General features: G+C 49.0%; 19 protein-coding genes. 9 read left to right on the top strand and 10 right to left on the bottom strand.

What is annotated here, in order from left to right:
* Nucleotide 1 precedes the first annotated feature (1 nt).
* From EXU85_RS34190 to EXU85_RS34170, 5 genes are all read right to left on the bottom strand, one after another.
* Entirely contained in the window at nt 2-1,174 is a 1,173-nt protein-coding gene (locus EXU85_RS34190) for a porin family protein (RefSeq protein ID WP_142776374.1), read from the bottom strand.
* A gap of 6 nt (nt 1,175-1,180) precedes the next feature.
* On the bottom strand, nt 1,181-2,491 hold the full coding sequence (locus EXU85_RS34185; protein WP_142776373.1) for a hypothetical protein: 1,311 nt from the start codon (nt 2,489-2,491) through the stop codon (nt 1,181-1,183).
* An 11-nt stretch (nt 2,492-2,502) separates the two neighbouring features.
* The gene (locus EXU85_RS34180; RefSeq protein WP_246859365.1) at nt 2,503-3,393 is read right to left on the bottom strand and encodes a DUF4097 family beta strand repeat-containing protein; all 891 of its coding nucleotides are present in this window, start codon (nt 3,391-3,393) and stop codon (nt 2,503-2,505) included.
* Nucleotides 3,394-3,461: 68 nt separating this feature from the next.
* Nucleotides 3,462-4,082 carry a hypothetical protein gene (locus EXU85_RS34175; RefSeq protein WP_142776371.1) on the bottom strand — a complete coding sequence of 207 codons (621 nt, stop codon included), beginning with the start codon at nt 4,080-4,082 and terminating at the stop codon, nt 3,462-3,464.
* Nucleotides 4,079-4,639 carry an RNA polymerase sigma factor gene (locus tag EXU85_RS34170; protein WP_142776370.1) on the bottom strand — a complete coding sequence of 187 codons (561 nt, stop codon included), beginning with the start codon at nt 4,637-4,639 and terminating at the stop codon, nt 4,079-4,081. Before EXU85_RS34170 ends, EXU85_RS34175 begins: the two co-directional genes overlap by 4 nt.
* 133 nt (nt 4,640-4,772) lie before the next feature.
* Here EXU85_RS34170 and prmA point away from each other — a divergent pair, with 133 nt between their 5' ends.
* From prmA to EXU85_RS34145, 5 genes are all read left to right on the top strand, one after another.
* A complete protein-coding gene (gene prmA, locus EXU85_RS34165) occupies nt 4,773-5,603 on the top strand; it encodes a 50S ribosomal protein L11 methyltransferase (RefSeq protein WP_142776369.1) in 831 nt (276 codons plus the stop codon).
* Nucleotides 5,604-5,642: 39 nt separating this feature from the next.
* The gene (locus tag EXU85_RS34160; protein WP_142776368.1) at nt 5,643-10,718 is read left to right on the top strand and encodes a hypothetical protein; all 5,076 of its coding nucleotides are present in this window, start codon (nt 5,643-5,645) and stop codon (nt 10,716-10,718) included.
* Between the two features lie 35 nt (nt 10,719-10,753).
* Entirely contained in the window at nt 10,754-10,981 is a 228-nt protein-coding gene (locus EXU85_RS34155) for a hypothetical protein (protein WP_142776367.1), read from the top strand.
* A 144-nt stretch (nt 10,982-11,125) separates the two neighbouring features.
* Nucleotides 11,126-12,061 carry a CPBP family intramembrane glutamic endopeptidase gene (locus EXU85_RS34150; protein WP_142776366.1) on the top strand — a complete coding sequence of 312 codons (936 nt, stop codon included), beginning with the start codon at nt 11,126-11,128 and terminating at the stop codon, nt 12,059-12,061.
* A 58-nt stretch (nt 12,062-12,119) separates the two neighbouring features.
* A complete protein-coding gene (locus EXU85_RS34145) occupies nt 12,120-13,859 on the top strand; it encodes a GMC oxidoreductase (protein WP_142776365.1) in 1,740 nt (579 codons plus the stop codon).
* Between the two features lie 178 nt (nt 13,860-14,037).
* Here EXU85_RS34145 and EXU85_RS34140 read toward each other — a convergent pair whose 3' ends face one another.
* Nucleotides 14,038-16,320 (bottom strand): FAD-dependent oxidoreductase, encoded by a 2,283-nt coding sequence (locus EXU85_RS34140; RefSeq protein WP_142776364.1) that lies wholly within the window; start codon nt 16,318-16,320, stop codon nt 14,038-14,040.
* Nucleotides 16,295-18,361 (bottom strand): glycoside hydrolase family 2 protein, encoded by a 2,067-nt coding sequence (locus tag EXU85_RS34135; RefSeq protein ID WP_142776363.1) that lies wholly within the window; start codon nt 18,359-18,361, stop codon nt 16,295-16,297. The genes EXU85_RS34140 and EXU85_RS34135 overlap by 26 nt, the downstream gene beginning before the upstream one ends.
* A 68-nt stretch (nt 18,362-18,429) precedes the next feature.
* Between EXU85_RS34135 and EXU85_RS34130 the strand changes: the two genes are divergently transcribed.
* Both EXU85_RS34130 and EXU85_RS34125 read left to right on the top strand, forming a co-directional pair.
* Complete coding sequence (locus EXU85_RS34130) at nt 18,430-18,663, top strand: hypothetical protein (protein ID WP_142776362.1); 234 nt, start codon at nt 18,430-18,432, stop codon at nt 18,661-18,663.
* Entirely contained in the window at nt 18,663-19,070 is a 408-nt protein-coding gene (locus EXU85_RS34125) for a putative toxin-antitoxin system toxin component, PIN family (RefSeq protein WP_142776361.1), read from the top strand. The genes EXU85_RS34130 and EXU85_RS34125 overlap by 1 nt, the downstream gene beginning before the upstream one ends.
* Here the strand turns inward: EXU85_RS34125 and EXU85_RS34120 are convergent.
* Entirely contained in the window at nt 19,026-20,753 is a 1,728-nt protein-coding gene (locus tag EXU85_RS34120; protein WP_142776360.1) for a sodium:solute symporter family protein, read from the bottom strand. The two genes, EXU85_RS34125 and EXU85_RS34120, sit on opposite strands and share 45 nt — an antisense overlap.
* Before the next feature lie 36 nt (nt 20,754-20,789).
* Between EXU85_RS34120 and EXU85_RS34115 the strand changes: the two genes are divergently transcribed.
* Nucleotides 20,790-21,230 carry a hypothetical protein gene (locus tag EXU85_RS34115; RefSeq protein WP_142776359.1) on the top strand — a complete coding sequence of 147 codons (441 nt, stop codon included), beginning with the start codon at nt 20,790-20,792 and terminating at the stop codon, nt 21,228-21,230.
* 29 nt (nt 21,231-21,259) lie between these two features.
* Nucleotides 21,260-21,418: a hypothetical protein gene (locus EXU85_RS35590; protein WP_168207914.1), complete on the top strand. Its 159-nt coding sequence runs from the start codon at nt 21,260-21,262 to the stop codon at nt 21,416-21,418.
* Nucleotides 21,419-21,578: 160 nt separating this feature from the next.
* Here the strand turns inward: EXU85_RS35590 and EXU85_RS34110 are convergent, their stop codons facing one another.
* Together EXU85_RS34110 and EXU85_RS34105 are read right to left on the bottom strand one after the other, a co-directional pair.
* The gene (locus EXU85_RS34110; protein ID WP_246859364.1) at nt 21,579-24,167 is read right to left on the bottom strand and encodes a glycerophosphoryl diester phosphodiesterase; all 2,589 of its coding nucleotides are present in this window, start codon (nt 24,165-24,167) and stop codon (nt 21,579-21,581) included.
* An 80-nt stretch (nt 24,168-24,247) separates the two neighbouring features.
* The gene (locus tag EXU85_RS34105; protein WP_246859363.1) at nt 24,248-25,159 is read right to left on the bottom strand and encodes an FAD:protein FMN transferase; all 912 of its coding nucleotides are present in this window, start codon (nt 25,157-25,159) and stop codon (nt 24,248-24,250) included.
* Nucleotides 25,160-25,173 lie beyond the last annotated feature (14 nt).

Below are 25,173 nucleotides of genomic sequence, written 5' to 3'. Positions count from 1 at the left end.
TTTAGTTGAAGGCCCAGCCCATTGTTAGCTGAAATGAGTGAAAACCAGCGTATGGCGTGCTGGAAATTTGAACCAAATCACGTTGATAGCGTAAATCGACCGAAATGCGCTCGGTTATCGTGTATGATGTACCAATCATTAAACCACTACTTGTATGGGGTTGAATTGGTCCATTTCGTGTGCCTTCGGTCTCCGAGTACCCATTCAGGAAAAATGCCAGATAGGGTCCTGTGTAAAGGTGCCATCGGTACGCAACCTCGTGCCGAAATAACAAGGGTAACTCGAGGTAATTAAGACTCGCAAAACTCGATAGATACCGGGTGTTTCCTGCTAATACCTCAACAGACTTATAGCCGCGCTGTGCATAATTCAGCTCACCACGAACTGCCCAGGTTAGTGATAAGGGTAACTCTGCCCAAAGTCCACCAATAAAACGCGTCCTATAGCGTCCACCTGGCCCCATTTTATTTTGGCTGACTACGCTGGTACCAAGTCGAATACCTGCCCGCAGATCGCCCCAGGGAATAGGTTTCATACCAAGTGAGTCTGCCAGCAGTCCAAAACGGTAAGTGCCCCGTAAGCCTAGTGTAGTTGTAGGTTGTCCGTCGCCGGTAAAATAAGCTGTACTATTAATGCCAAGTCCCCAGCGTGACGAAAGCCGATAGTCATAACTCAGCGCAGCCATTGGTACCACTCGGCGGGTGTCGGTAAATTTTCCAACAACCCGGTACAATGGAGAACGGGGATCTTCCTGGATAAGGCGATCAACGCCTACTTCACGAGAGCGATAAACCGATAAACCAAGATGTATTTTTACCTGATGGTGATTTGTTAGAATGGGTAACGCAACTACCGAAAAGTCAGTCATACGATCCTGCCGTCTGTAAAATGTTGGTAGCTGAGCTGGGTCGGGTTGGGAGGAGCCAGCAGAAGCTGGATCGGTGCTGTTAAGTGGATCATTGTTGGCGGATGTACCCCAGCCTACTCCCAGTGCGAGGCCTAGACGTGGCCGGAAATAGGTGGTTACCTGTTGCCGAAGATGCCAGCCGGAACGATAAGGCGTAGGTAAGTTTAGTGCCGAAACGCCCATTTCTGCCTCAAAGCGTTGGTGGTTAGGGAGTTGGGCTATTGCCCTACTACTGATGAGTAAACAGAAAATCAATATATTTTTCATGATGTTTTAGAAGCGATAACCGGCTTGAATACCAAAATTGACGTAATCTGGAACGAGGAATGAGTCTCCAATCATCCGAAGCCAGGGGCCAGCAATCAGGCGATCCGTAAGCGCAAGGTGATAATCAAAACTGCTATGCCAACCCATTGACAATTGATTGATGGCAGCATGCTGATTAAGGTCCAGATAACGAATGACCTGACCGTTTGCTGATTGAGTGGTACTAGTTCCAGCCCGTAGCTCATTCGTGTACATGAGGAGCGGACCCGTTGTCAGGCCTATCGTATGCCGACGACTATAGAGGGGCAGTAGCCGAACTCCGGCCAGTAACATATACTGATTTGTCAACGGCGTATAATTGGAACGATCAGCATTGCCTGGAAAACTAGTTGAGAACGTCAATCCGCCGGTTAGGCCAACTCGTCGTGTCAGGTAACGCGTATAGCGATTCTCGTAAATAAGTCGACTGCCAATATCTTCACCCAGGAGGCCAACTGACACATGAAATTCATTCCTATAGAAAGGTATATCCTTTTGCAGGCGTTCAAAGGCCTTGTTTTTGCGAGGAGCTAGTAAGTGCTGTTTTAATGGAAAAAGTTTGTAGCCTATTCCCAGTGCCCAATACCCATATTGCTGTCGAAACGAATACGTCTGGTTCTGGGTGGTAATGCCATTAACAACAGGAGTAATATTGTGAGCATACGTCAGATCGAGGGTTAGGCCACCTATGTCAGTACCAATGCCTAGTTGACCTTCTATATTTGTCTTCTTGTAACTTTTCTGAAGATCACTAGCGGTTTGATACTGCTCAACAAAGCCTAAATACCTCTCCTTGTCTGCTGGGTACTGCTGACTGTATTGCTGATAGGTCTGAATGCTACTGGCATAGTCCGATTGCTTCCACCGATTGAAAACGCCCGTTAAGCCAGCACTTAACCGAAGCCAGGGTAATGGTTTAACGCCTGCAATCAGGCGGATATCCGTTCGTATTGCGCTTGGATAGGTCGGAAAGCTGCCTGTGGTCCCACTTATGTTTGTGTTTGCCAATGAATATTTTCCCTGGGTTGCTTCGGCCTGCATGTACCACATTGTGCGATCATAGCGAGCAAAAACACCGATTGAGCCTCCAACTGCATCGCCATAATTTACGGATGATAGCAGGGTAGAACCTATTCGTACCTGATCGCCTATGCTACGGCGCTGGGCCAGGCCCAGATATGCCTTCGGGCCAAATGACCATTCCTGCGCCCAGGCCGTTCCTAGGGTCGAGCTTATAATTAGAATCCAGATTGCTGACTTCATTAACTGTGTTTTCATGACGGTGACGTTTATCGGTTGACCAGCGGTTTTTCTCCTTGTATACTGATGGGGCTGTAACTGTTCTGGATCGCAATTTCAGGTTTGCGACTAGCTGGCTGATAGCTGAATACCTGCTTATCGTTGTATTTGCTGAGCTGTTCGGTTAATCCTTCAGGCACACGGATGTCGGCGAAGCTTGAAATAACATCGAACCTGAAGTCGGAGATTCGTTTTGTTGATACGAGTATTTCGGTACGGGCAGCCTCTATTTTCAGCACAGTTAGTGTTGTGGAAGGAAAGACTGCCAGCTTGCCATAACGGCTTTGAAGACTAACAGTTCCGCCTATATCTCGCAAAGTGATATCGGCTTTTTGGGCTTTTACCGTCAGGGCAGCGCTGAGATTACGTCCATCAACATCGCCATAGTCTGATGTAACAGAGAGCTTACCCGCAATATCATCGAGCGTTAGCTTTCCAAATTCGAATTTCACGGAAACGTCGCCAGCAAGATCACTTAATCGTATGTCTCCGAACGAGTTACTGACTACCACAAACGCCTTGCTTGGTAAGCTAATTTCATAAACGGCCTTAAGCTGACTTTGTAGTTTGCCCGATTGTTTGGGGATAACAAAACGGTTCGACAAGTCTAGTTGACCGTTCTCTGCCTGTAGTGTATATTGGTGATAGTCTAGTTCTCGCTCAGCGATGGCTCGGTCTGGGTGTTTGGCTATTAGCCGTAACCTAACCGAAACCGTTGGCCGATTCCAGCCTTTCAGGATCAGATCAGCTTTTTGGGCGTTCAGGTGTATCGGTTGACCTTCCTGATAAGTAAGTTCTTTTTCGATCACCTTCGTAACTACCTGTACGGGTGTCTGGGCGAAGCTGAGCGTTGCGAGGAATACGAAGTGGATTAAAACCATCAGTCTCCTTCGAGGAATTTTTGGCCGAGTTGACTGCTCCACAGATCGTGACCGTATAGACAATGTTTTCATGAGCGAAGAAGGGTAATGAGCTCTTTTGTGATTTCGGCCCGTTGGTTTTCGATTTTAACTTGTGCTCGAATCAGGGCTGGGTCGTCCCCAAAAACAGCTTGTTCGCGCTCGATGCGCTTCTCTTCAGCAATGAGGTCTGTCAGCTGATTACGAAGCTCATGCACCTCAGGACGCTGGCAAGCCTGTTGCTGTTCGGCGCATTGACGAGCAATGAACTGTTCGGCCCGCTCATCTGCTGATGACTCATTGGCCAATCCCGTTGAGGCTTTATCTGGTTGCGTATTGGTCTGTTCGATTGAGTATTCAATTCGAACAGCTTCAGTTGCCTCAGGACGTAGAAAGAGCCAAACTCCAACCAACATGATGACGGCGGCAGCCGCTGTTCTTGTCCAGAATTGTTGGCTGTGAACCAGATTCCAGCGTGATCGGATAGTTGCCGATTCCTGGATGTTCAGGTCTTGCTCAATGGCCTCCCATAGCATTGCTTTTGGTTCGTGCGTTGGTAAGTCAGATACCATACGGTCCAATTGCTCATCAGCTAGTAAATCAGCCTCAATCCGCGCCCAGAGAGCTGGGTGTGGCTCGTATTCAGGCAGTTGTGGCATTGACTCATTCATGATAGTCGCTGTCTCAATAGTTTTTTAGCATAGCTCGTCTGCGATTTCGACGTGCCTTCTGATATACTTAGCATCTCGGCTACTTCTTTGTGGGAGTAACCTTCTACTTCGATCAACAGAAAAACCGTTCGCGCTCCGTCGGGCAATGTTCGAATAGCGGCATCCAGTTCTGCTCCTGTAAGAGAGTCTCTAAAAGGCATAGGCTGGTCGTGCAACGTTTCATCGATTGTTAAAAAACGAGCTTCAAACTGTTGCTTTCGTATCGCCTGGCGAACAACAATGGTTTTAATCCAGGCACCCAGCGTTGACCGAAAGGCAAACTGATTGAGGCCCCGAAATACTTCGACAAAAGCATCCTGTAATGCATCATTAGCGTGGTCATAATCAGTAAGGATGCGATAGGCTGTCGAAAACATGGCCCGTTTGTACCGCTCGAACAGTTGCCGCTGGGCTGCCTGGCGGGTTGCTGGCTGATTTACCATCAGACAACGCTCGACAAGGTCTCTCTCAACCGGGTCATGTTCATATAAATTGGTTGGAGTTGCCAAACGGAACATTAATTTTATAATTGCTTCGACCTAAAGTGCAGTGAGCGTAGTGAAAGGTTGGAACCCAAGGGAAATAAATTTATTCATGATTGCTAATTGGGTTCGCATCGAACAACTTACCTCTTTTTCGTTACTTTGAGGTATGAATTATAGTGAACTCCAACTGCGCTTGTCGCCCGATTATACGGATATTCTGACTGCCGAACTGGCCGAACTTGGTTATGAGTCCTTCGTTGAAACAGATGAAGGCCTGAATGCGTATATAACTGAACCGAACTTCAATGAAGAGGCTATACAGGAATTGATTGCTAAATACGCTGGTCAGACCGCAATAGCCTATGAAGTTAGTTCGTTAGAGAAACGAAACTGGAACGCCGAGTGGGAACGTGATTATGAGCCGATAGAGGTGGCGAACCAAGTCCGGGTCCGGGCATCCTTCCACGAGTCGGATGCCCGGTTTCGTTACGACATTGTCATCAATCCGAAAATGTCGTTCGGTACGGGTCACCATGAAACCACCGCCATGATGCTGGAACAACAGCTTGGTCTTGATTTTGTAGGGAAAACAGTGCTTGACGTAGGAAGTGGTACCGGAATTCTGGCGATTCTGGCCGAGAAAATGGGAGCCCAAACGGTACTGGCTTTCGATATTGAAGAGTGGGCCGTTGAAAATGCCCGCGAGAACGCTGAGCTAAACAACTGTCCGAAGACTACGGTGTTTCAGGGGACGATTGCTGATGTTGACCCGACGACCCAATATGATATTGTACTCGCCAACATCAACCGGAATATATTGCTGGCTGAAATTCCCTCCTACACAAATTTATTGACGAATAATGGGTATCTTGTTGTAAGTGGTTTTTACGAAAACGACGCGCCAGATATTGAACAGAAAGCTGTAGAAGCCGGATTGAACTTACTCAAGCGGGCAACTACGAATCAATGGACTTCTTTGTCATTTTATAAATCCTGATTTGAGGCCCAACAGTCTTCCTCAAGTCAGTTGCTGGATATGAATCGTATTTATTATAGCCTGATAATAACGCTGATAACCACGACCGTTTCGTTCGGTCAGGCGGTTCGACTTTCTGATAAGCCGGAGCAGTTTATGGCCGATGTGCAGAAACTGATGGCAACGGGTGGGCCAGTGGCCGTTCGGGCCGGAACGAACCTACAGGCACTCTGGTCCGAGAATCGTCTGTCAGCACAACAGCAGGAGCGGGTAATGGTACTGAGTCGGAAAATGAATCAAAAACGGCTTCCAGCGGCTACGCACTTTACGCCGTTTTATGAATCGCTCTACCTGACAGCCCAGCAACAGCCTGCTACTAATGTAGATGGCTTGCTCACCATTGCCGAGAAACTATTCGATGCGAACGATCCGAAAGCGTTTGCGCGTAGTCTAGAAACGGTTCGGCGATTTATGGAACGGCACGAACTCTATGCTAGTAACTACAACAAACTCCATGCAGTTGGCGGTACGTTTCAGCTACGCTACGTTGAGCCCTTGAAACCTGTTGAGCCCGGCGCTGTTCAAACCCCTGCCGACTCCATAGCAGCGGCTAAAGCGGCCGCCGATCGGTCTCGCTTCGATGGTTGGGATACACCAGCCTCTGCTGACTCAACACAACCGCGCCAGTTAGGCCCTCAGTACATTCCGCAGCGTCGATTCATTCCAACGATTTCAGGAGCGCTTATTACTCTAAAAGACGTAACACTGGCGATTGTTGCGAATGGCGATTCGGCGGTTTTAGCAAATACCAGTGGGGATTTGATGCTCAAAGACGGCATCCTGGTTGGCCAGGGCGGCAAGTTCACTTGGGCAACCGCCGGGCGACCTGATATTTTCGTGACTCTGAGCGAATATGCGCTCACAACAATGAACCCTCGCCTACAGGCCGACGACGTTACGTTGACCTACGGACCTGCCAAGCCCATTAAAGGAGTATTTGAATACGTCAGCAAGAAAAAAGGAGGACCGACCACCTATCCACGCTTTATGTCGTGGCAAAACGACGTTAAACTGCCTGATCTTGGACCAGATATTGACTATCGGGGTGGGTTAGCACTATCGGGAACACAAATAGTTGGGGCATCGGCAAGTGGGCAACCCGCTCAACTAACCGTTAAATACAACGGCAAACCTGCCTTTAAAGCCACTAGCCGCCGGTTCGATTTCAACATGAGTGATACAACATCGGCAAACGGTGTTGTATCTGACTCAACGCAGGCAGGCTTAGCGCAGTCGGGGTTTAATACAATCGAACCTGTAAAGTCGACTGTGGCCGCGAAGGGCATACGTCCAACAATTTCGGCGACCTCAGCTTCCTTTATTGGCTATGTCGATGCCGATTCCATCACCCACCCATCCGTACTATTTCGGTACGATAAAAAACAGCGGATTGCCTGGCTCGACCGCGAACAACGAACCGATTACGCGCGCGTTCCCTACGCTGATTCGTACCACAAGTTTTACATTCTGCCCGAAATCGTGCGTTGGGATTTACCCCGCCGAAAGGTCGATTTCTATCAGGTTGGTGCCAAACGGGAAGTACCCGTGCGCTTCGAGTCGTTCGATTATTTTCAGCCCCAACGGTACGCTGACTTAACAGTTGATTACGGATTTCACCCCCTGCAAATCGTGGCTAATTTCGTATCAACCAAAAAGCAACGCACCTTCTACGACGACGATATAACCCAGTTTGCCAAAAATGTCAATCCTGTATCCCTTCGGGGTTCGCTGAATCGGATGGTGCTGGAAGGGTATATCACTCGCAATCCAACAACGCAAGAGATGCGGTTAAGCCAGAAAGGGCTCTTGTATGTGCTGGCCTATGCAAAGAAAAGTGACTATGATAACTTCCAGGTGCAGTCGGTCTTTGCCTCCAATGATAGCATCAAGAATGCAAGTATCAATCTCGACGACAAAATTCTGACCATCCGGGGGGTTAACCGGTTTACTCTGTCTGACTCGCTCAAAGTATTCGGCTATCCATCCGACAAAATACTCCGCGTAGGCAAAGGACGCGATTTTACGCTCAATGGCCAGCTTAAAGCGGGCACATTGCGTTACGCTGGTCGCGACTTGAAGTTTAATTACGACAAGTTCTCGATGAATCTTAACAAGATTGATTCCATTACCTTCTCGTCGCAGAAACTGGCGGCTCAGGGTAAAGAGGGCGAAATTGGGGGTGATATTAAATACGAGAATCCAGGAACGGTTTATTTAGCCAGCTCCGACAACAAATCGGGTCAGGTAGCGGGTAAGAAAACCACCCAGCGCTTAGTGATGCCCGAAGGCATGACGGTGTATTTTAACCAGCCAGTTCGGGGCGATATTACTTATAATCAGAAGGTCTATTTTAAAATTCCGGCTATTGACAACGACAGCCTTGGTAAGGGCGACATTGCCTTCGTAGGTACATTCTACTCCGATGGTATTTTTCCGCCCTTCAAAGCCCAGCTTGTCACGATGCCAGACAACACGTTAGGATTCACGCATAAAGCGCCGATAACCGGCTACCCCGTTTATGCGGGTAAGAAAGGCACAGCCCCTTCGACAGTGAAGTTTACGGGTGAGTTAACCATGGACAAGAGTGGGCTTCGGGCCGAAGGTGTGTTAAACCATATGACAGCCAGCCTGAATACTAAGGGTATTTTGTTCATGACCGATTCGCTGCTGGCTTCGGGCGAAAAAGGGGAGATCAAGGAAGGCCTTGTTGGGAAAGGCTATTTCCCCCAGGTGCAGGTGAATAATTTCAGTCTGAAATGGTGGCCTAAGGTGGATAGCATGGTTATTACGACGCAGAAGAATAACTTCAATTTCTACAACGCAACAACTAATCTCGAGGGTAGTATCGTGCTCCGCTCGTCTGGATTGTTCGGGAATGGAACCCTCCGCCGGAGAGATTCTGAAACGGCCTCCAATAATATTAAATTCAATAAAGAGGGGTTCCTTGCCAGTAGTGCTCAGTTTAAGATTGTTTCGGCTATAGAAACTCCTGGAACACCAGCCGGCAAACCAGTTCTGCTGGGTAATGATGTCGATGTAGACTTTAACCAGGTAAAAGGCATTGTCGGCTTAGCGATCAACAAAAAAGAAAGTATCGGCGATACCATGCAGGCTAGCATAGAGTTTCCATTTGCAGCCTATAAAACAAGTATTAACCGGGCTCAGTGGAATGTGAACGCTAAAACCATTGCTATGAAGGGCGATGTGAAAACATCAACCTTTACGGCCACCGCTGAGGAACAGGAAGGGCTAACGTTCAACGGTTCGGCAGCTTTGTACGACTCCGAAAAGCGAACCCTGAGCATCAGTGGCGTACCCTATATAACGTCGGCCGATGCCCGGATTTATCCCGACAAAGGTCTGGTATCCATCCGACGCAATGGCGAGATGATGCCACTCAAAAATGCCAAACTGGAACTGGACACAATCAACCTGTTTCACCGACTCAAAAATGGGAATATTCAAGTGCTTTCCCGAACGCGTTTTGCAGGCGATGCTACTTATCAGTTTGCCACTGCCAAAGGCGATACAGCCAGCATCAAAATGGGTAGTTTTGAGTTGAAAGAAGCGCCCATTGTTGCCTCTACCAAGCCCGAAGCGCCTTCATTGACCGCTGATGCTAAGAAAACAGGTCGTGCTGCCGCACGCAGCAAAAGGAATAATACAGCTAAGCCCGTAACAACCTATTTCACCGTTGCCCGAGCCGAGGTTGACGAAGATGATAACCTGCAACTGGCTCCAAAAATGCTGTTTAAAGGGACTATTGCCATGCAGGCGCCTTCCCGCGATCTGGCTATGGACGGCTTTATTAAACCGGCCTTGAAAAAACGGCAGGATCTGGTTGGGGGCTGGATTCCATTTAAAGAGAAAGTTGCTGAGCGGCTTGAAATTAAGGTAGATAAAAATCTAAAGAACGAGGGAGCGCAACCACTAGTTGCCGGGATTCATTTCCGGTTGGGCGGTGCAGGGCTGTATCCAACATTCCTGTCGCCTAAAGAAGATTCGAAAGACGATGATCTTTTTTCGGCAACGGGAATTATGCGCTACGATGAGAAAGATAAAGTATATCGGATAGCGTCAAAAGGAAGTGAGCCATCGGCTAGCCAGCCGGATGTTGCCGCTCCTACAACAGATAGCACGAAAACCGACAGCGCTAAGCCTGATAGCACAGCTGCAGTTGCTGCCGTAGAAGATGAAGTAGAAAATGCATTCACGTTCAATGACGCACGCGGAGTGATGACCTTCAAAGGCAAGATGAACCTGATGAATTCGGCCCCGCATGAGTACCTGCTTTCGGCTGGATCGGCGCGGATTAATATTGACAGTAGCCAATATCGATTCAACACGTTGTTGACTTTCGCCTTTCCCGTACCTGATCCAATTAACGGTCTTATCTCAGATAAACTCGTTAAAGCAAATCAGGAAGAGAAGAACGACGAAGCGGCTGACGATGACCTGAATCGTCTGTCTGATAAGCTATTGCCTCTAATTGGCTTGCAAGCTGTGGAGACATACCGGGTGAAAGCGCAGAACCAGCATGTGGCGCTTAATCTGGCATCGCCTAAATTGAATGCGATGCTCGTGTTGGCGAATGCTAATCTACGCTGGTCTACGAAGTACAATGCGTTCTACAGCACTGGCCGGCTGGGTGTATCAAATATTATGGCAACGGATATTAATGCCCAGATGGATGGTTTTGTCGAAATCAGAAAGACTGGTAACGGGGATGAAGCCAGTATTTACCTCGAAGCCTCGCCCGATGTGTGGGTATTTTACGACTATAAGCCAGGGAACTCACCAACCGCTTTAGGCCAATTGGCCATTGTTACCTCGGAGCAGGATATCAACGATCGGCTGATCGCCGGTTCTAAAAACTCCGCCAAAGCGACACTGGAAGTGGTACCCGCTACAGTTGATGAAAAAACGCTCTTCGTAGATCGCTACCTCGATCAATATAAAACCAAAGCCAAACCTGCTCCAAAACCAAAGATCCAGCCGGGGCAGAAGGTCGTGAAAGAGGAGAAAAAGAAAGACGAAAAGAAAAAAGACAAGGAAGCGGAGAAAGAAGGATTCTGATTTCTGTTTATTTGTTACGACAAACGGAACATGCTATGGACATTTTAGTGAAAGTGCCAGATAACAAGGTTGAATTCTTCATGGAGTTAGTGCAGAACCTAAAGTTTAAGGCTGAACCACGTGTAAAATCTAAAGCCAAATCATTCACGCCTGAGCAACAGGAATGGATTAATGACTTAAAAGAGTCTCTGGAGGAGGTGGAGCTTCACCAACAGGGGAAAATTAAATTGAAATCGGCTAGAGAGTTGTTAGATGAGTTATAAGATTGAGATGACCGTGTAACTTTCCTATAAATGGCGTTTTGTCATTCCGACGAAGGAGGAATCTTAAGCTTGACTATTGCGAAACTTGAGACTCCTCCTTCGTCGGAATGACAAAAAACGATCCCCCACCGCTATAAAGTCTACGTGAAAGCTCTCTGGCACGACCTGCGCAATCATCTCCGCATTGATTTTCGGCTTGATCTTTATCTGGCAACCGCTGCCTGGGCCGCGTTGCTGCTCACCGTCAATTTTTACCTTGATCTCGAAGATTCGTATATCGACTCGTTTCAAGGGAAGCCAATCTGGCCGGTTCTGTACTTCTGTTTATACGCAACGGCCTACTACGTCAGTGTCTGGCTCTGGACGCACTTCCATAAGCGGGCCGATGTCTGGCGAAGTCGGGATTTCTGGCTTCGGAGTGGAGTTGCGCTGATTTCCTATTCAATTTATGCTGGATTTTACGGCCACAGCGAGTGGAGTCGGCAGCTGTTTGATGGGCAGATTTATGTGTTTGCCTATTACTGTCTGCACAATCTGCAATCCGTGCTCACAATTGTATTGCCATTATATCTGTTCTACAAATTTGCCGATCCCTACCCAAGTAGTTTCTATGGCATGGCCCCAAAGCGTAAGGGTCTCGTACTTTATGCAATCATGCTGGCACTGATGATTCCACTTATCACGTTGGCATCGTTTCAGCCAGATTTTCTGCAATCGTACCCAACCTATCACGATACAAACGCCAATGAGTTTTTCGGCGTGCCTGAGTGGGTAACTGCGCTCGTATATGAACTCTGTTACGGCTGGGATTTTGTGCCAACGGAGCTACTGTTTCGGGGCTTTCTCGTGATTGGCATGAGCCGCGTGCTCGGACACGGAGCGGTATTGCCAATGGTTGTCTGGTATTGCTCCATTCACTTTGGACGGCCATTGGGAGAAGCCATCTCATCCATATTCGGCGGCTATTTACTCGGTGTGTTAGCACTAAGCACCCGAAGCATCTGGGGCGGATTGCTTATTCACATCGGCATTGCCTGGGGCATGGAAATTGCCGCCTTTTTGCAGGGAGCTAACCGGTAAGTGTAAAAAAACTCTGCGTTCTTTGCGCTTACCTTGGCGCCCTTTGCGTTTAAATAGCATGAGCCATTCTAAAACTTCCGCACAACCTCCCATTCCATCCGGCAAAAAATTTGATGCCATTGTCGTTGGTTCTGGTATTAGCGGTGGCTGGTCGGCAAAAGAGCTTTGCGAAAAAGGACTCAACGTTCTGCTTCTTGAACGAGGGCGAATGGTTGAGCACATAACTGATTACCACACGGCCACCATGAATCCGTGGGATTTCCCGCACCATAATCAGGCTATGCCCTTGGTGTTGCTGAAACAGTATCCAGTGCAGAATCGGACGGGGTTCTCCATCACCGAAGCGACTCACCAATATTTCGTGAACGACCTGGAAAATCCGTACGTCGAAGAAAAACCGTTCGACTGGATTCGGGGCTATCAGGTAGGCGGGAAGTCATTGATGTGGGGGCGCTATTCGTTTCGCTTTTCGGATCTTGATTTTGAAGCGAATGACAAAGAGGGTATCGCCACCGACTGGCCCATTCGGTATAAAGACATTGCGCCCTGGTACGATTATGTGGAGAAATTTGCTGGAATTGCTGGAACCCGCGACGGGTTGCCGCATCTGCCTGATGGTCAGTTTCAACCTGCCATGCCTGACAACTGCGTAGAAGCGCATTTTCGCCAGACGGTGAATAAAGGTTTCCCCGATCGGAAAGTTATTTCAGCACGGGCCGCTCATTTAACAGCACCGACGCAGGAGCAAATGAACCTGGGCCGGGCGAAGTGTCAGTATCGGAACCTCTGTATGCGTGGCTGTCCGTATGGCGCTTATTTCAGCACACAGTCCGCCACTTTACCCGCTGCCCGCCGGACTAAACGGCTTACGGTTCGTCCGCATTCTATCGTCAATTCTATTATTTATGATGAAAAGACAGGCCGGGCAACGGGTGTTCGGGTGATTGACGAGCAAACGCACCAATGGCATGAGTTTCAGGCCAGCATCATTTTCCTGAATGCGTCGGCGTTGGGCTCGACGTACATTCTGATGAATTCCAAATCGAAGCGGTTTCCGAACGGCATGGACGATAGTGGCCAGTTGGGCCGCAATTTGATGGATCACCATTTCCATGTAGGTGCCACCGCTGATTATGATCACGATTTAGATAAATACTACTACGGACGACATCCGGCAGGATTATACATCCCACGCTTCCGAAACCTACCGAATCAGGAGAAACAGGCTTTCAGGCGGGGCTACGGCTTTGAGGTGTACACCAACCGCGAAAACTGGGATCATGCCTACCATGAAGAAGGCTTCGGCGCCGACTTCAAGGAGAAAGCCACACAGTTTGGTACCTGGAAAATTACCCTCGATGCTTTTGGCGAGTGCATGCCCTACGAAGACAACCGGGTTTATTTGACCGATGAAATCAAGGACAAATGGGGACAGCCCGTCCTGAAAATGGACGTTCACTACCGGGAAAACGAAACCCTTATGCGGAAAGATGCCCACGATCAGGCTGTGCAAATGCTGGAGAAGTCGGGATTTTCGAATATAAAAGGGTTTGATGCACAGGCGCATCCGGGCCTAAGTATCCACGAAATGGGTACAGCCCGTATGGGAACCAGCCCGAAGAATTCGGTCTTCAATAAATTTAACCAGCACCATATAGTTAAAAATGTGTTCTGCACCGACGGAGCGGCTATGACGTCATCGCCCTGCCAGAATCCGTCATTAACTTACATGGCCTTATCGGCCCGAGCGGCAGACTACGCGGTAAAGGCGTTGAAACGGGGGGATTTGAAACATTGATTGGATGGTATAAAAGCCTCGTAGAGGTGACCTGTTAATAGTAGGTTGGTTTTATTCTTATAAAAAGCGCCGTAGGTGCGACCCATATGTTGTTATGAGGTCGCACCTACGGCGCTTTAAGAGCAGAGGAAGTCGTTTTTGCTATTAACAGGTCGCTCCTGCGGAGCTGAATAATCAACTACTCCGCATAGCACCGAATTTCCATCAGCGAAGCCGGAGCTAACCCATCCTTTTTCTTTAAATGAATCGTCAAGCTACTTGTTTCAATCGGCTGCTCGAACCGGATGGTGTTGTTGGTCTGATGATTATGTGCCTGATGGAAAATACGCTCCTGCTGATCATTACACACAACATATTCCTGCACGCAGAAAGGGCCGATGGTTTCAGGGTGAATCATGATGACCGTTTCCAGTGGGTGGTCGAAGTCGGTGTCGAAGCGGAGTTCCACACGGCTGATTTTTTGTCGGGTAGGCCAGTTCAGCGTTAGCGTGGGATTCGCGTCGCGAACGTCAGCTACCCAGGCATTGGGCTGATTCGTAGGCCGCTGAATCCCATTTCGAACGTTTGCTGGACTAAACAACCGAATGCCTGGTTGAATCCGAAGGGCAATATTATGACCGGCAGGCCGACGTTCAGGACACCAGAACTCAAACGTATCCACACCAATATCCTCGGTTGGCTCCTGTTTGCCATAGTTCGAAACCGCCGGGTTGATCTTGTTGAAGACTGATAACACGCCCGTAACACGCAATTGGCTGTATTGCAGGTGAATGTGTTCGTTTTTCATGAACATGACAAACCCATATTGCGACTCCGAAAGCTGGCTTGTAAACGGCAGGTTCAGTTCCTGCTTGCCCTTGCGTACCGGGATGCTCAACGTTTCCAGCGTTACATCGGGCGTATGGTTAAACGGCTTGCTGCTTCGTCGTAGCTCAACCGTTAGCGTTGTATCCTGATCGGCGGTCACGAAAGCGGTCATTTGCGGAACAGGACCAATCGGCAGCGGCAACATCTGAGCCGCTGAAGAGGTCAGTGGGAGTAGAGGGCCATCGGGCGGTAGATCACTCAGGACAAATTCGCTGGAAGCCGATAATTTTGCCTGCTGAACGAGATCCTCATCATCCTTAAGTTCAATACCTGGAATATGCTGACCCGCTTTCAGTAACTCCTGCTGTAACACACGGATGTGCGTAGGCTCCGTCAGGTCGCGGGGTAATAGGTGATTGCGCGTGGCAACCGCAGCCGCCATACCTACAGCCTGTGCAACGTGAGCACCCGTAGCCATTACTCGGGACGACCCAAACGCTACGTGTGAAGCACTGATAATGCGTCCGGCCAGGAAAAGATTGGTTATGTTATGGCTGTACAGCGAGCGGAAAGGAATCTGGTAAATACCCTTGCTGTGCCACTGATTACAACCCGGTTTCTCCGAGAAAATACCATCGGCGGGGTGTAAATCAATCGACCAGCCACCGAAGGCTACGGCATCGGGATGCGTTCGTTGCTCAACGACGTCCTGTTGGGTTAGCATGTAATCACCTTCGAACCGGCGACTCTCGCGCTTGCCGGGAATCTGCCCAATCCATTCGAGTGTCATGGTTTCGGCTTCGGGAAATTGCCCCGAATTCTTGATGTAATTCCAGACACCGTACACGACTTTCCAAAGCTCCCACTTAATGGTTTCGGTATCGTGAACCGTGTCTAGTCGACCACCATACTCAATCCACCAGAGTTGACAACCGTACTCCTGCGCGTTGAAGCGTTTATAACGCGGTATTTTGGTGATATCATCCAGCGCATAGGCGGGTGGAACAAAACGAACCGGTCGACCGGTATCTTTGGTGTAGAAGTAAAGAGAGTGCCCGAGTAATTCGCCATATTCTTCCGTCGGGGCAAACTTTTCTCCGAACTCCTCATGCCGTTCGGCCCCCATTCGGAAGGCAGCACCCGCCTGAAACCCAACGATGCCATCGCCCGAGGCATCGCAGAAAAGTGGCGCTACCAGATCGTAGGCCGTACTGTTCTGACTACAGAAGGCTCTGAGGCCGCTAATCGTCTCGGCGTTCGATTTCTCCACTTCATACACTACGGTATTCAACAGCAGCGTGATGTTGGGTTCCAGTACTACTTTCTCCAGCAATATGGTGTCGAAAATCAGTGGGTTACCTTCCGGGTTGCGGTACAGGTTTTCGAGCAATAATTCGTCAATGACCCCGCCTTCGCGTGCCCAGCGGTTGTTATTCCCCATGTGAGAAGTGGCCCCCAATACCCATAGTCGAACTTCGGATGATGAGTTGCCGCCCAGTACGGGTCGGTCCTGTACCAGCACTACCCGGATACCCGCCCGGGCAGCCGTAATGGCGCAGCAAACGCCCGACAGGCCTCCGCCAACAACAATCAGGTCGGCATCATGGCGAATGGTTTTCAGCGTTCGTTTATCGGCTGCTTGTTCGCGTATCATTCGTTAAATCAATCGTTTGGATGAGAATAGAAAATCCGGTTGGCTTCATGACTTCCACAGATAGTGTTTTGTCGAAACCACGCACGGGAATGCTTAAATCGGCCTGTTGGCCAGGTTGAAGGTCAGGAATAGGAATAGTTCTGGTATTTGTTTTTAAGGAGTAGTTTTTGAGGGCATACGCCGGAAAATCCTTGCGGGCTGTGACGCGCAGCTTTAAGGCATGCACACCCTCGCTACCCGTTTCCCAACTGATTTTCTCAACCGTAACGGGGGCCATGCCGGCCTGATGCGTTTGGTAGAGTGGCCGCTTCGACCGATCCCACCGGACCAGCCCCCACGGGCGAGTGCCATCGGCATTCGTACCATTATGCCGACTCAAATAATCGTTAAACGACCACCACGAGGCCCCAACCACATAAGGCAGTTGCCGAATATCGGAGAGGAACTTCTCAAGGTGTGTAACCTGACCCGCTTCGCCATCTTTACCATCGGCACGTGTGCCATATTCGCTGATGAAAATAGGCTTGTCGGGGTAAAGTGAATGGATATGTTTCAGGATATTGAGGTGATTGCCGTACGTATTGGTCGAAATGAAATCGCAGTATTGACTGGCCTCATCTTCAGGCTTTTTCGGTAATGAATTGAGCCGCATCGACGCAAAGGTGTACAGACGTGTTGGGTCGAGTTCGCGGGCGTAGGCAATCATGTCTTTGGTCCAGCGTTGCCCGGCTGGTTGTTCGGAGAGGTATTCATTGCCCACGCTGTACGCAATCACGCAGGGGTGATTCCAGTCACGCTCGGCCATCTCCCGAAACTGATGACGGAATTTTGTGCGGATGGTATCGTTGTCCATTTGTCTTGGTGTCAGTTGCCAGTTGCCGGCTTCGCTGATAATCAGCATGCCGTTGCGGTCGGCCCAATCGTAAATGGCTTCAGACGGCGTATAGTGCGTTAATCGGTGAAGCTCCATACCGGCTTCTTTCATTAGCCGCATATCTTTCTCCACCAGCCAATCGGGCTCCAGTGATCCCAAGCCGGGATGATCGACCACGCGATTGCCACCCGCTACTTTAATGGGTTGCCCATTTAGCAGTATCTGTGTGTCGCGAACCTCCACTTTACGAATCCCGAAATGGGTTCGGACTGTATCTGTGGCGACTACTACCTGTAAGTCGTACAAGGTCGGTTGGTCGATGCTCCACAGTTTTACGTCGGTCGTTTTTAAAACGCTCTCCGCTTCGAGTACGGCGGTTTGGTTCGTGCCTATATTACCCGGTTGCTGTTTCCAGATTAGCGTAATGGGTTTGCCATTTTGCTCCACCCGAAACGCCAGTTTTGGCGTAACGGCCTGCCCGCTCGCATTCCGAATCCGGGTTTTAATTTTTAGGGTTGCTGTGCCTTTTACCAAATCTGGCATCGCTTCGGTTTTTACATTTTCGACAAAGACATCTGGTTCAACAGTCAGGTAGATGGGGCGGATAAGACCACCATAATTTAGCCAGCCCGGAAACGGATCATTGGGCTCGTTGTTATCTTTTCCGCCCGGAACCGTGCCCACTCCCCAGGTATTATTATTGACCGAAATGGCGATTGTATTATCGGAACCGTCGGCCTGTTTCGTCTTTAAATAGCTGGTTATATCGAATTGAAAGGGGGTATAACCGCCTTCGTGTGTACCCACTTTCTGGTTATTGATCCAGACTGTTGTCTTGTAATACGAAGCGTCGAGATGAAGTAGTACACGTTTCCCAGCGCTTGGTTGCCAGGGGAAAGTCCGGCGATACCAGACCGTTCCGGTATAAAACTGATACCGGGGATCGACCGAAAAACAGTGTGGAACCGTTACGTTATCCCAGCGGCCCAATGGCGCTCCTTCCCGATACCAGCTAGCCTTTTCGCCAACTTCCTGTGGGTCCATCGCAAATGACCATTGACCATGAAGCGGGATGGCTTTGGGGTCGCGAATAGTGTATTGGGCGAAACTCGTTGTGAGTAGTCCCAAAATCAAAAGAACTAGTAAACTGTTTCTTGTATATGTCATGTGGTTAAGAATGGCTCGCTCATAAATTCGCTAAGCTTTATTTTATATTTGTGAAAAAGAAGTACAGTATGGCAACTTCGCAACCAATACCCTCGAAACTGAGCAACCTTCAGATGGAACTGCTGAAGTTGTATCCATATGCCGTTTCCGACACAGAATTGACGGAGATTCGGCTTTTGCTGGCTGATTACTTTGCCAAAAAAATTGATAGTGAGATGAACCAGTTATGGCAGGAAAAAGGCTGGAATGAGCAAACCATTGAGGGCTGGAAAAATGAGCACATGCGTAGCCGTACTGCTTAATGAGAATTGTACTGGATATTAATGTGTTATTGATTTCCCTTCCCGTGGCGTCGCCATACCGACTAATTTTTGACGCCTTAAAAGCTGGTAAGTTTGACTTGGTTCTGAGCACAGATATTTTGCTGGAATACCACGAAAAACTAGCGGAGAAAACCTCCCCAGCAATTGCCGATAACGTCATTAAACTTTTGCTTTCGTTAGAAAACTGCTCATTACAGCCCATATATTTTGAATGGGGCTTAATGCATAATGATCCTGACGACAACAAATATGTGGACTGCGCTTTAGTGGCAAACGCTGACCATTTAGTCTCCGAGGACCGACATTTTTCTATTCTTCGTGACATCGAATTTCCCCGCTTATCAGTTATCCGTATTGATGAGTTTCTCGATTTGCTGCGGTTCTGACCCCAACTGAACCCGCTGGGAAGCACGATAGGGAATCAATGCTGCCAGCAGAATGACGCCACCAAGACAGGCCGTAATACCCCCGCCCACTTCGGCAAATGTGCTTAAACCACCCAGCATGAGCGCAGTGAATACTAAGGAGCCAGCAATTACCTGTAACCCAAACCGATTCTGTTTCCGTATCGCCAGGGCTTCTTCGGGTGATTCGGCCTGGGCATCATCCCGCTTTTGCTGGCGGGCAATCAGGTATTGATAGTATTCATTGGCTGTCACGTCTTTCGAGCGTGCCCATAGCTCATAGCCAAGTAAAAGCAATAGGGGAAGCCCTACCCCAATAATGGTTTCGGCCCCTCGGGTAAGCTTAAAGTCTAACAGTAGAGGAGCCAGTATTTTGAAGAACAGATTGACGGTTAGCCCGATACCCGTTACCCAAAGCGTTGCCCGGCTGGTCAGGCGTTTAGAGAACATTGCCCAAAGGGGAGGAGCAAGCAGTGGCCCGCCCGAAATGGACGAAATGCTCAGCACCACTTCAACAATGCCACCCGCTGCGGGCACCATCAAGGCAATGCCAATCATCCCTAAGCCAAACACCCAGGAAGAGCCTCGGGCTACCCGAATCAGCTTTTTGTCAGACGCTTTCGGATTGATCAAACCTTTGTAAATGTCATTGGTAAAAACAGCCGATACTACGTTCAGCGCGGTGTTTGCACTCGCCGATGTCGAGAAGTACATACCTGTTAGCATAAGCCCCAGCAGGCCCGGTGGTAACACGAGTTTGCAGATCATGAGATACGCATTTTCGGTGTCCAAACCCGTTAGCGATGGATTGATCGCCTTGTAGATCATGGGCGGCATCATCCAGATGACCGGGCTGATGAGATACAATCCCGCAAATAGAAACGCCACTTTGCGCGCCGACTTCGGACTGTCGACGCTGGTGTAGCGTTGCACAAACGTCCAGTTTCCGCCGATGTAACAGATGTGATAAATCACGAAGGCAGCTATAAATCCGATGGTGTACTCGCCATTGATAAGGTTGAAGAAATCGTCGGGCACTGCTTTCACGAATCCATCCAATCCGCCAACTCGGTCGAGGGACAAAGGCAGCAGGATAAACACCGCTGCCGATAGTACCACGAACTGCAAAATATCGGTAACCATTACGGCCCATAATCCGCCAACCGCCGTGTAGGCAATCATAAAAAAGCCTAGGCCAATGGTGCAGGGAACGAGTGGTAAATTCAGTGATGAGCTAACCAACTTGGCCACCGGATAGAGAACCGAGCCTTTGATGAACAGCGAAACCAGCGTAAAAATGAAGATGTAGACTTTTTGAACATTCGTTCCCAGGCGAGCACGGATGAACTCGGCGGCCGTCAGTGCTCCGGTCTGTTTCCAGCGGGGTGCCAGGTAAATTCCCGTTACCAGTGCCCCAATGCACATGGTCCACTGAATGGTGATGGCCACCCAGCCGTGTTTGTACGCAATAGAACCCCATGCCACGAACGTACCCGCCGAGAAGAAGCTCATGAACAGCGACAAGCCGCCAATGAACCAGGGTACGGCCTCGCCACCCGCAAAGAAGGACTTTAAATTCCGGCCCGTTCGGGCAAAAAGCATGCCTATACCCAGCACAAAGGCTGAGAAAATGACGATGACGGCAGTATCTATGGTTGTATTCAAGATTGTTTAGTTTTGACGAAAATTAATCCGTGATTTGTGCAACATCCTAGTTATTCCTACCAATCAAATGCCGACGCTACACAGTTTTTCTTTGAAAGTATTGGCCGTAACGGATTGATTTTAAAAGCGATCATTCTGGCTCCAACTATCAATTCCAGCGTATACAACCTGGCCCTGGGCGACTATAACCAACTATCTGGAGAGCTTGACGATTCTGTTGTTAGCGATAATGGCGACACAGGTAAAATCATGGCCACTACCTTTTGGGTCATCAACGAATTTCTAACCAAGTATCCAGATCGACTTATTATTTTTAGCGGAAATACACCCGCTCGTAACCGTCTTTATCGTATGGCAATTAACCGGGGCCTTTCTGAACTTGCTCCCCTCTATTCGTTGTTTGGCTTTCGAAACGATGCTTGGGAATCATTCGATATAAGCCAGCAATACGAGTTGTATTTGATTGAAAAGAAATAAATTCTACATTCATAGAAACAAGCAGCAACATGAAATCTCCTAAAGATGCCCACTTAACTGCGTCTGTCATTGTTCCGACGAAAGTGTTGAAAGGAAAAGACGGACGGGAACCCTTCGCCGAAAAATTGGAGAGGGCAAACAAGGTTCTTGAACGTGCGGGGCTTCCTGAGCAACTTAAAAAAAAGTAATAATCCCCCGTTCGGGCAAACAACAACCCGATTCTCAGTAAAAAAGCCAGGGAAATGACAATGACTGCTGTATCCATGGTTGTATTCATCTTATGGCTACGTTTTTATGTTGAGCGCAGTCAGAGACTACGCCCAACGAGAACTACGTTTAACTCCAACCTTACTGTAAATCAATTTCTAGTACACTCTGCCCAAAGCCCGGCAACTCAATCGAGAGGGCATCGGCAGAAACCGTCTGATTCGTGGGAAGCCACTTGGCACCTGCAATGCTCTTTTTTAATACTGTCGGATTGAGGACTAATTTAGATTTCGTTGGTTGTGCCCGATTGTTCTGCAAAACGACGTATAGCTTTTTCTGATCGGCAGATTGGGCCAGCATGTAGTCGATAACGGGGCTGTCGGGTTGTACTAATCCTTCCTGAATCAAGAGTGTGGCCGGTTGGCCGTAAATCGTACCGGCTTTGAAACCGTAGGTCTGATGCGGACCAACTTTTGGCGTTACAAACCCGCGCGGAAAGGTCACTTTACCGGCTGACCGCAATTCGGCTTCGGCCATCAGGTAATCGGTTAGCCAGCCAATTTGCCACCAGGCATGGTGCGGGTAAGGACCGGCACCTCGGTTCATGGTTTGCCAATAATAGGACGCAACGCTGGTTTTGGGATCGACAAACGCATCCCGTCCGATGGCACCTGCACGGGCCATATCGGCAAAAATGGGCTCCTTGGTTAAGCCATACATCCGAATGAACAGGCCCGCATGACTGCAGAGTTGAATAGGCCCGTTCCGGGTCGCTGAACCGAAAATGCCACCATGTTCAAAGCTCAACCCCGATTGGCTAATCTCCCAGTCTTCGCGCGGGGTTCCGTTTACGGTTTTTGCTTTATGGCTGGCAATTGGGTGGGTGTAAATCGACGTGGTATACACCTTAGCAGCGATAATAGCAGCCGCTTTGTAGCGGGCGTCCTTGGTTAAATCATACAGATCCAAGAGCGCCTGTGCCGACTGGCCCGTCGCGAAATCGGGTGCGTAGCGTGCATCGCCACATACACCGAGGTAGCTTCCCGTTGCAATGGCGTTTTTGAGAAACCAGTCGGCCCCTTTTCGGGCTGCTGCGAGATACTTAGGCTCTTGCAGGATGCGGTAGGCCACAATTAATCCGTAGAATGTGGGTCTGACATCCAGAATGTCTTTGAAAATTTCCTTTTCCGTATGACGGTCATAGGCCACTGCCCAACTACCATCCGGTTTTTGCCAGGTTAACAGCCGGTCGGCACCGAAGCGCAGTCGTTCTTTCAGTTCGGTATTGGCAGTCTCGAACAACAGCATATTGCCAATGTCGAGCATGGTGTAATAGGTGAGGCCAATAGGCTCGACAACCTCGCCCCACTCCTCCACAAACTTTTTGGATTTTGCCAGATAATACTGGCCCTCGGGTGCGCCCTTGAAAAAGCTATTCCCCGTTTCCTGCTGGGCGAGTTTGAAATTCTCGGCGTAGGGCAACACGTTTTGGGTGAGCAGCGGATCTTTCGTTGCATTGGCCAGCATCCACATCGCACCATAATCGGAGTTTTTCATGGCGTCTTTGTTAGAACCAACTACGCCACCCAGATACGATTGCGCCCCGATTTTCTTGCCCTCAAATTCCTCAATGTTCCATAACGATGTTTTCGGGTCGGTCAGGTAATGGTGCATTTTTTCGATGCGATCGATCAACGATTGTTTGCTTTGCCGCAGTGCCAATGATTGTTTGAACTGATAAATGTCGTAGACTGCATGATTCAGTGCCTTGAACCAGTCACCATCGGTGAGGCTGTATCGGAAGGTATAACTAATCGACTCGCCCGATTTTAACGCCGATTTTGGCTCGCCCAAAACGGGATAATATAGCGTTGGAGACAGTTGGGCTTTGCGGTTCATGTGCGACAGCCCAATGTTCCAGTCTATTTGCGTGATTTTGTCGTTTGCCCAGGGATCGCGTGCCAGACCCGGTTCGGGAATAACGGCGAGCGTAACCCCATTTTTGGTGGTAATCATCGGGCTAAGTGTACTGGCGCACCGTTCGCGATAGATAACGGGCAGGGTTGGAATGCCGTGTCCGTAGGCATACGCCAGTGCAAAATTTGGCTGAAGCTTGTTCCCCTGAAAATAGCCCGGTACCGTTGCCCAGGCCAGATTCTGTTCAGTAACTGTAGCGAGTGTTGGAGTGGCGAGGGAAAAATAACCCGCTTTCTTGGGTGTAATCGTCTGTTTGACAATAATATCTGACGCGAACTTCGGGTCTAACGTCCATTCCGTAACAATCGTAGCAACGTCGGTTTCCTGCCGAAAGACCAGGTTGTTTTTACTTGTCTGTTCTGCTTTTTGCGGGAAAAAGTGAATGGCCTGACCGGCTTTGTTCAGTGAAACCGGATTGGTGCTTTCCGCCCATTGCACTTGCTGATAATGGTATTTTTCGCTTGGGAAAACAGCACCAGTAAGGTCTTTAAATGTTGTATCCGGCTTATCGGACGGTTTCTCGGCCGTATAGAGCAAGGTGTTTTCGCCGGATGGTGTCCCAACGGTTAGCCAGCGGTCGCCTTTCTTCACTTGAATCTGCTTTCCTTCAAAGCCACGGGCCGTTTTCGCCCAGACCAAACGAATTCGATCGTTGGCCAATTGCGGTGAAATGGTCTGTCCATTGGTTGAGCTAAAACTTGCAAAGGCGCTTAGCGTCAGCAAATAGACAGTGGCTATTAGTTTATTTTTCATATCAGGTTTTAAACTAATGGACAATAGATAATTGGAGTCACCAGTTATCCATTATTCATTTTACATTATCCATTTATTGGCTACTGCTCTTTTTTCAATCCTTCGGTAACGAATGTCTTTGGTTGGCCGTCCTCCCCGGTGTAAACAATGTATACGTCCAGGTCTTTCCGGGTCGACAGAAACCGCTTCGTGGCGTCCAGACCCATCACGAAAAAGGCCGTATCGTACCCATCGGCAGTGATCGCATCCGGTGCAAAAACTGTTACGCTCAACACCGAACTTTGTTCCATCATCCCCGTTTTGGGATTGATGATGTGGCTAAACGTCTGGCCATTCGATTCGTAGTGGTTGCGGTAATTTCCAGCGGTTGTCATCGCCCGGTTTACCAGTTTCAGAGTCGTCAGCATTTTTCCGGGCTGAAGTGGGTTTTCAATCCCGATTGTCCAGACCTGGTCTTCGCCTTTCTTCCCTTTAGTACGAATCTCCCCGCCAATTTCTACCATGTACCGATCAATGCCTCTACTTTCCAGAAACTCCGAAACAACATCGACCGAGTAACCCTGGGCAATCCCATTGAAATCCAGCCGTATATTTTTGGTTAGCTTCCGGATCGACACAGCGTCGAATGAGACCTTTTGAAAACCAACTAGTTGTACTAATGAATCAATGTTAACTGGCTCAGGTAATCGTATTTTTTTAGGACCAAACCCGTAGGCTTCGACTAACGGCATGACGGTTGGATCAAAAGCCCCGTTGGTTGCCCGGAATACTTCTTCCGATTTTTTCAAAACCGGATAAAAATAGGGCGACTCAAACTGGTGCCTCTCCGACCGATTGAACCGCGAAATCTCGGAGTCTGCCCGATAGGTCGACAGGCATTTGTCAATCGTGATCAGGACCGAATCAATTTCTTTTTTGAGATTACGCTGCTGCTCGTCCCGGTACTTGATATGATACGTTGTTCCCTGCGCTTCCCCTTCCAGATTGACCATTGGCAGCTCCGTGG

The organism is Spirosoma sp. KCTC 42546 (genome assembly GCF_006965485.1).
Taxonomy (GTDB): domain Bacteria; phylum Bacteroidota; class Bacteroidia; order Cytophagales; family Spirosomataceae; genus Spirosoma.
Note: the sequence above shows the minus strand (reverse complement) of the source record. Positions and strands in the feature narration are given on the sequence as shown.

What these genes read in the sequence shown, in the direction of transcription:
- EXU85_RS34190 (WP_142776374.1), bottom strand. Translation starts at nt 1,174, where the DNA reads ATGAAAAATATATTGATTTTCTGTTTACTCATCAGTAGTAGGGCAATA.
- EXU85_RS34185 (WP_142776373.1), bottom strand. Translation starts at nt 2,491, where the DNA reads ATGAAAACACAGTTAATGAAGTCAGCAATCTGGATTCTAATTATAAGC.
- EXU85_RS34180 (WP_246859365.1), bottom strand. Translation starts at nt 3,393, where the DNA reads ATGGTTTTAATCCACTTCGTATTCCTCGCAACGCTCAGCTTCGCCCAG.
- EXU85_RS34175 (WP_142776371.1), bottom strand. Translation starts at nt 4,082, where the DNA reads ATGAATGAGTCAATGCCACAACTGCCTGAATACGAGCCACACCCAGCT.
- EXU85_RS34170 (WP_142776370.1), bottom strand. Translation starts at nt 4,639, where the DNA reads ATGTTCCGTTTGGCAACTCCAACCAATTTATATGAACATGACCCGGTT.
- prmA (WP_142776369.1), top strand. Translation starts at nt 4,773, where the DNA reads ATGAATTATAGTGAACTCCAACTGCGCTTGTCGCCCGATTATACGGAT.
- EXU85_RS34160 (WP_142776368.1), top strand. Translation starts at nt 5,643, where the DNA reads ATGAATCGTATTTATTATAGCCTGATAATAACGCTGATAACCACGACC.
- EXU85_RS34155 (WP_142776367.1), top strand. Translation starts at nt 10,754, where the DNA reads ATGGACATTTTAGTGAAAGTGCCAGATAACAAGGTTGAATTCTTCATG.
- EXU85_RS34145 (WP_142776365.1), top strand. Translation starts at nt 12,120, where the DNA reads ATGAGCCATTCTAAAACTTCCGCACAACCTCCCATTCCATCCGGCAAA.
- EXU85_RS34140 (WP_142776364.1), bottom strand. Translation starts at nt 16,320, where the DNA reads ATGATACGCGAACAAGCAGCCGATAAACGAACGCTGAAAACCATTCGC.
- EXU85_RS34135 (WP_142776363.1), bottom strand. Translation starts at nt 18,361, where the DNA reads ATGACATATACAAGAAACAGTTTACTAGTTCTTTTGATTTTGGGACTA.
- EXU85_RS34130 (WP_142776362.1), top strand. Translation starts at nt 18,430, where the DNA reads ATGGCAACTTCGCAACCAATACCCTCGAAACTGAGCAACCTTCAGATG.
- EXU85_RS34125 (WP_142776361.1), top strand. Translation starts at nt 18,663, where the DNA reads ATGAGAATTGTACTGGATATTAATGTGTTATTGATTTCCCTTCCCGTG.
- EXU85_RS35590 (WP_168207914.1), top strand. Translation starts at nt 21,260, where the DNA reads ATGAAATCTCCTAAAGATGCCCACTTAACTGCGTCTGTCATTGTTCCG.
- EXU85_RS34110 (WP_246859364.1), bottom strand. Translation starts at nt 24,167, where the DNA reads ATGAAAAATAAACTAATAGCCACTGTCTATTTGCTGACGCTAAGCGCC.
- EXU85_RS34105 (WP_246859363.1), bottom strand. Translation starts at nt 25,159, where the DNA reads ATGGTCAATCTGGAAGGGGAAGCGCAGGGAACAACGTATCATATCAAG.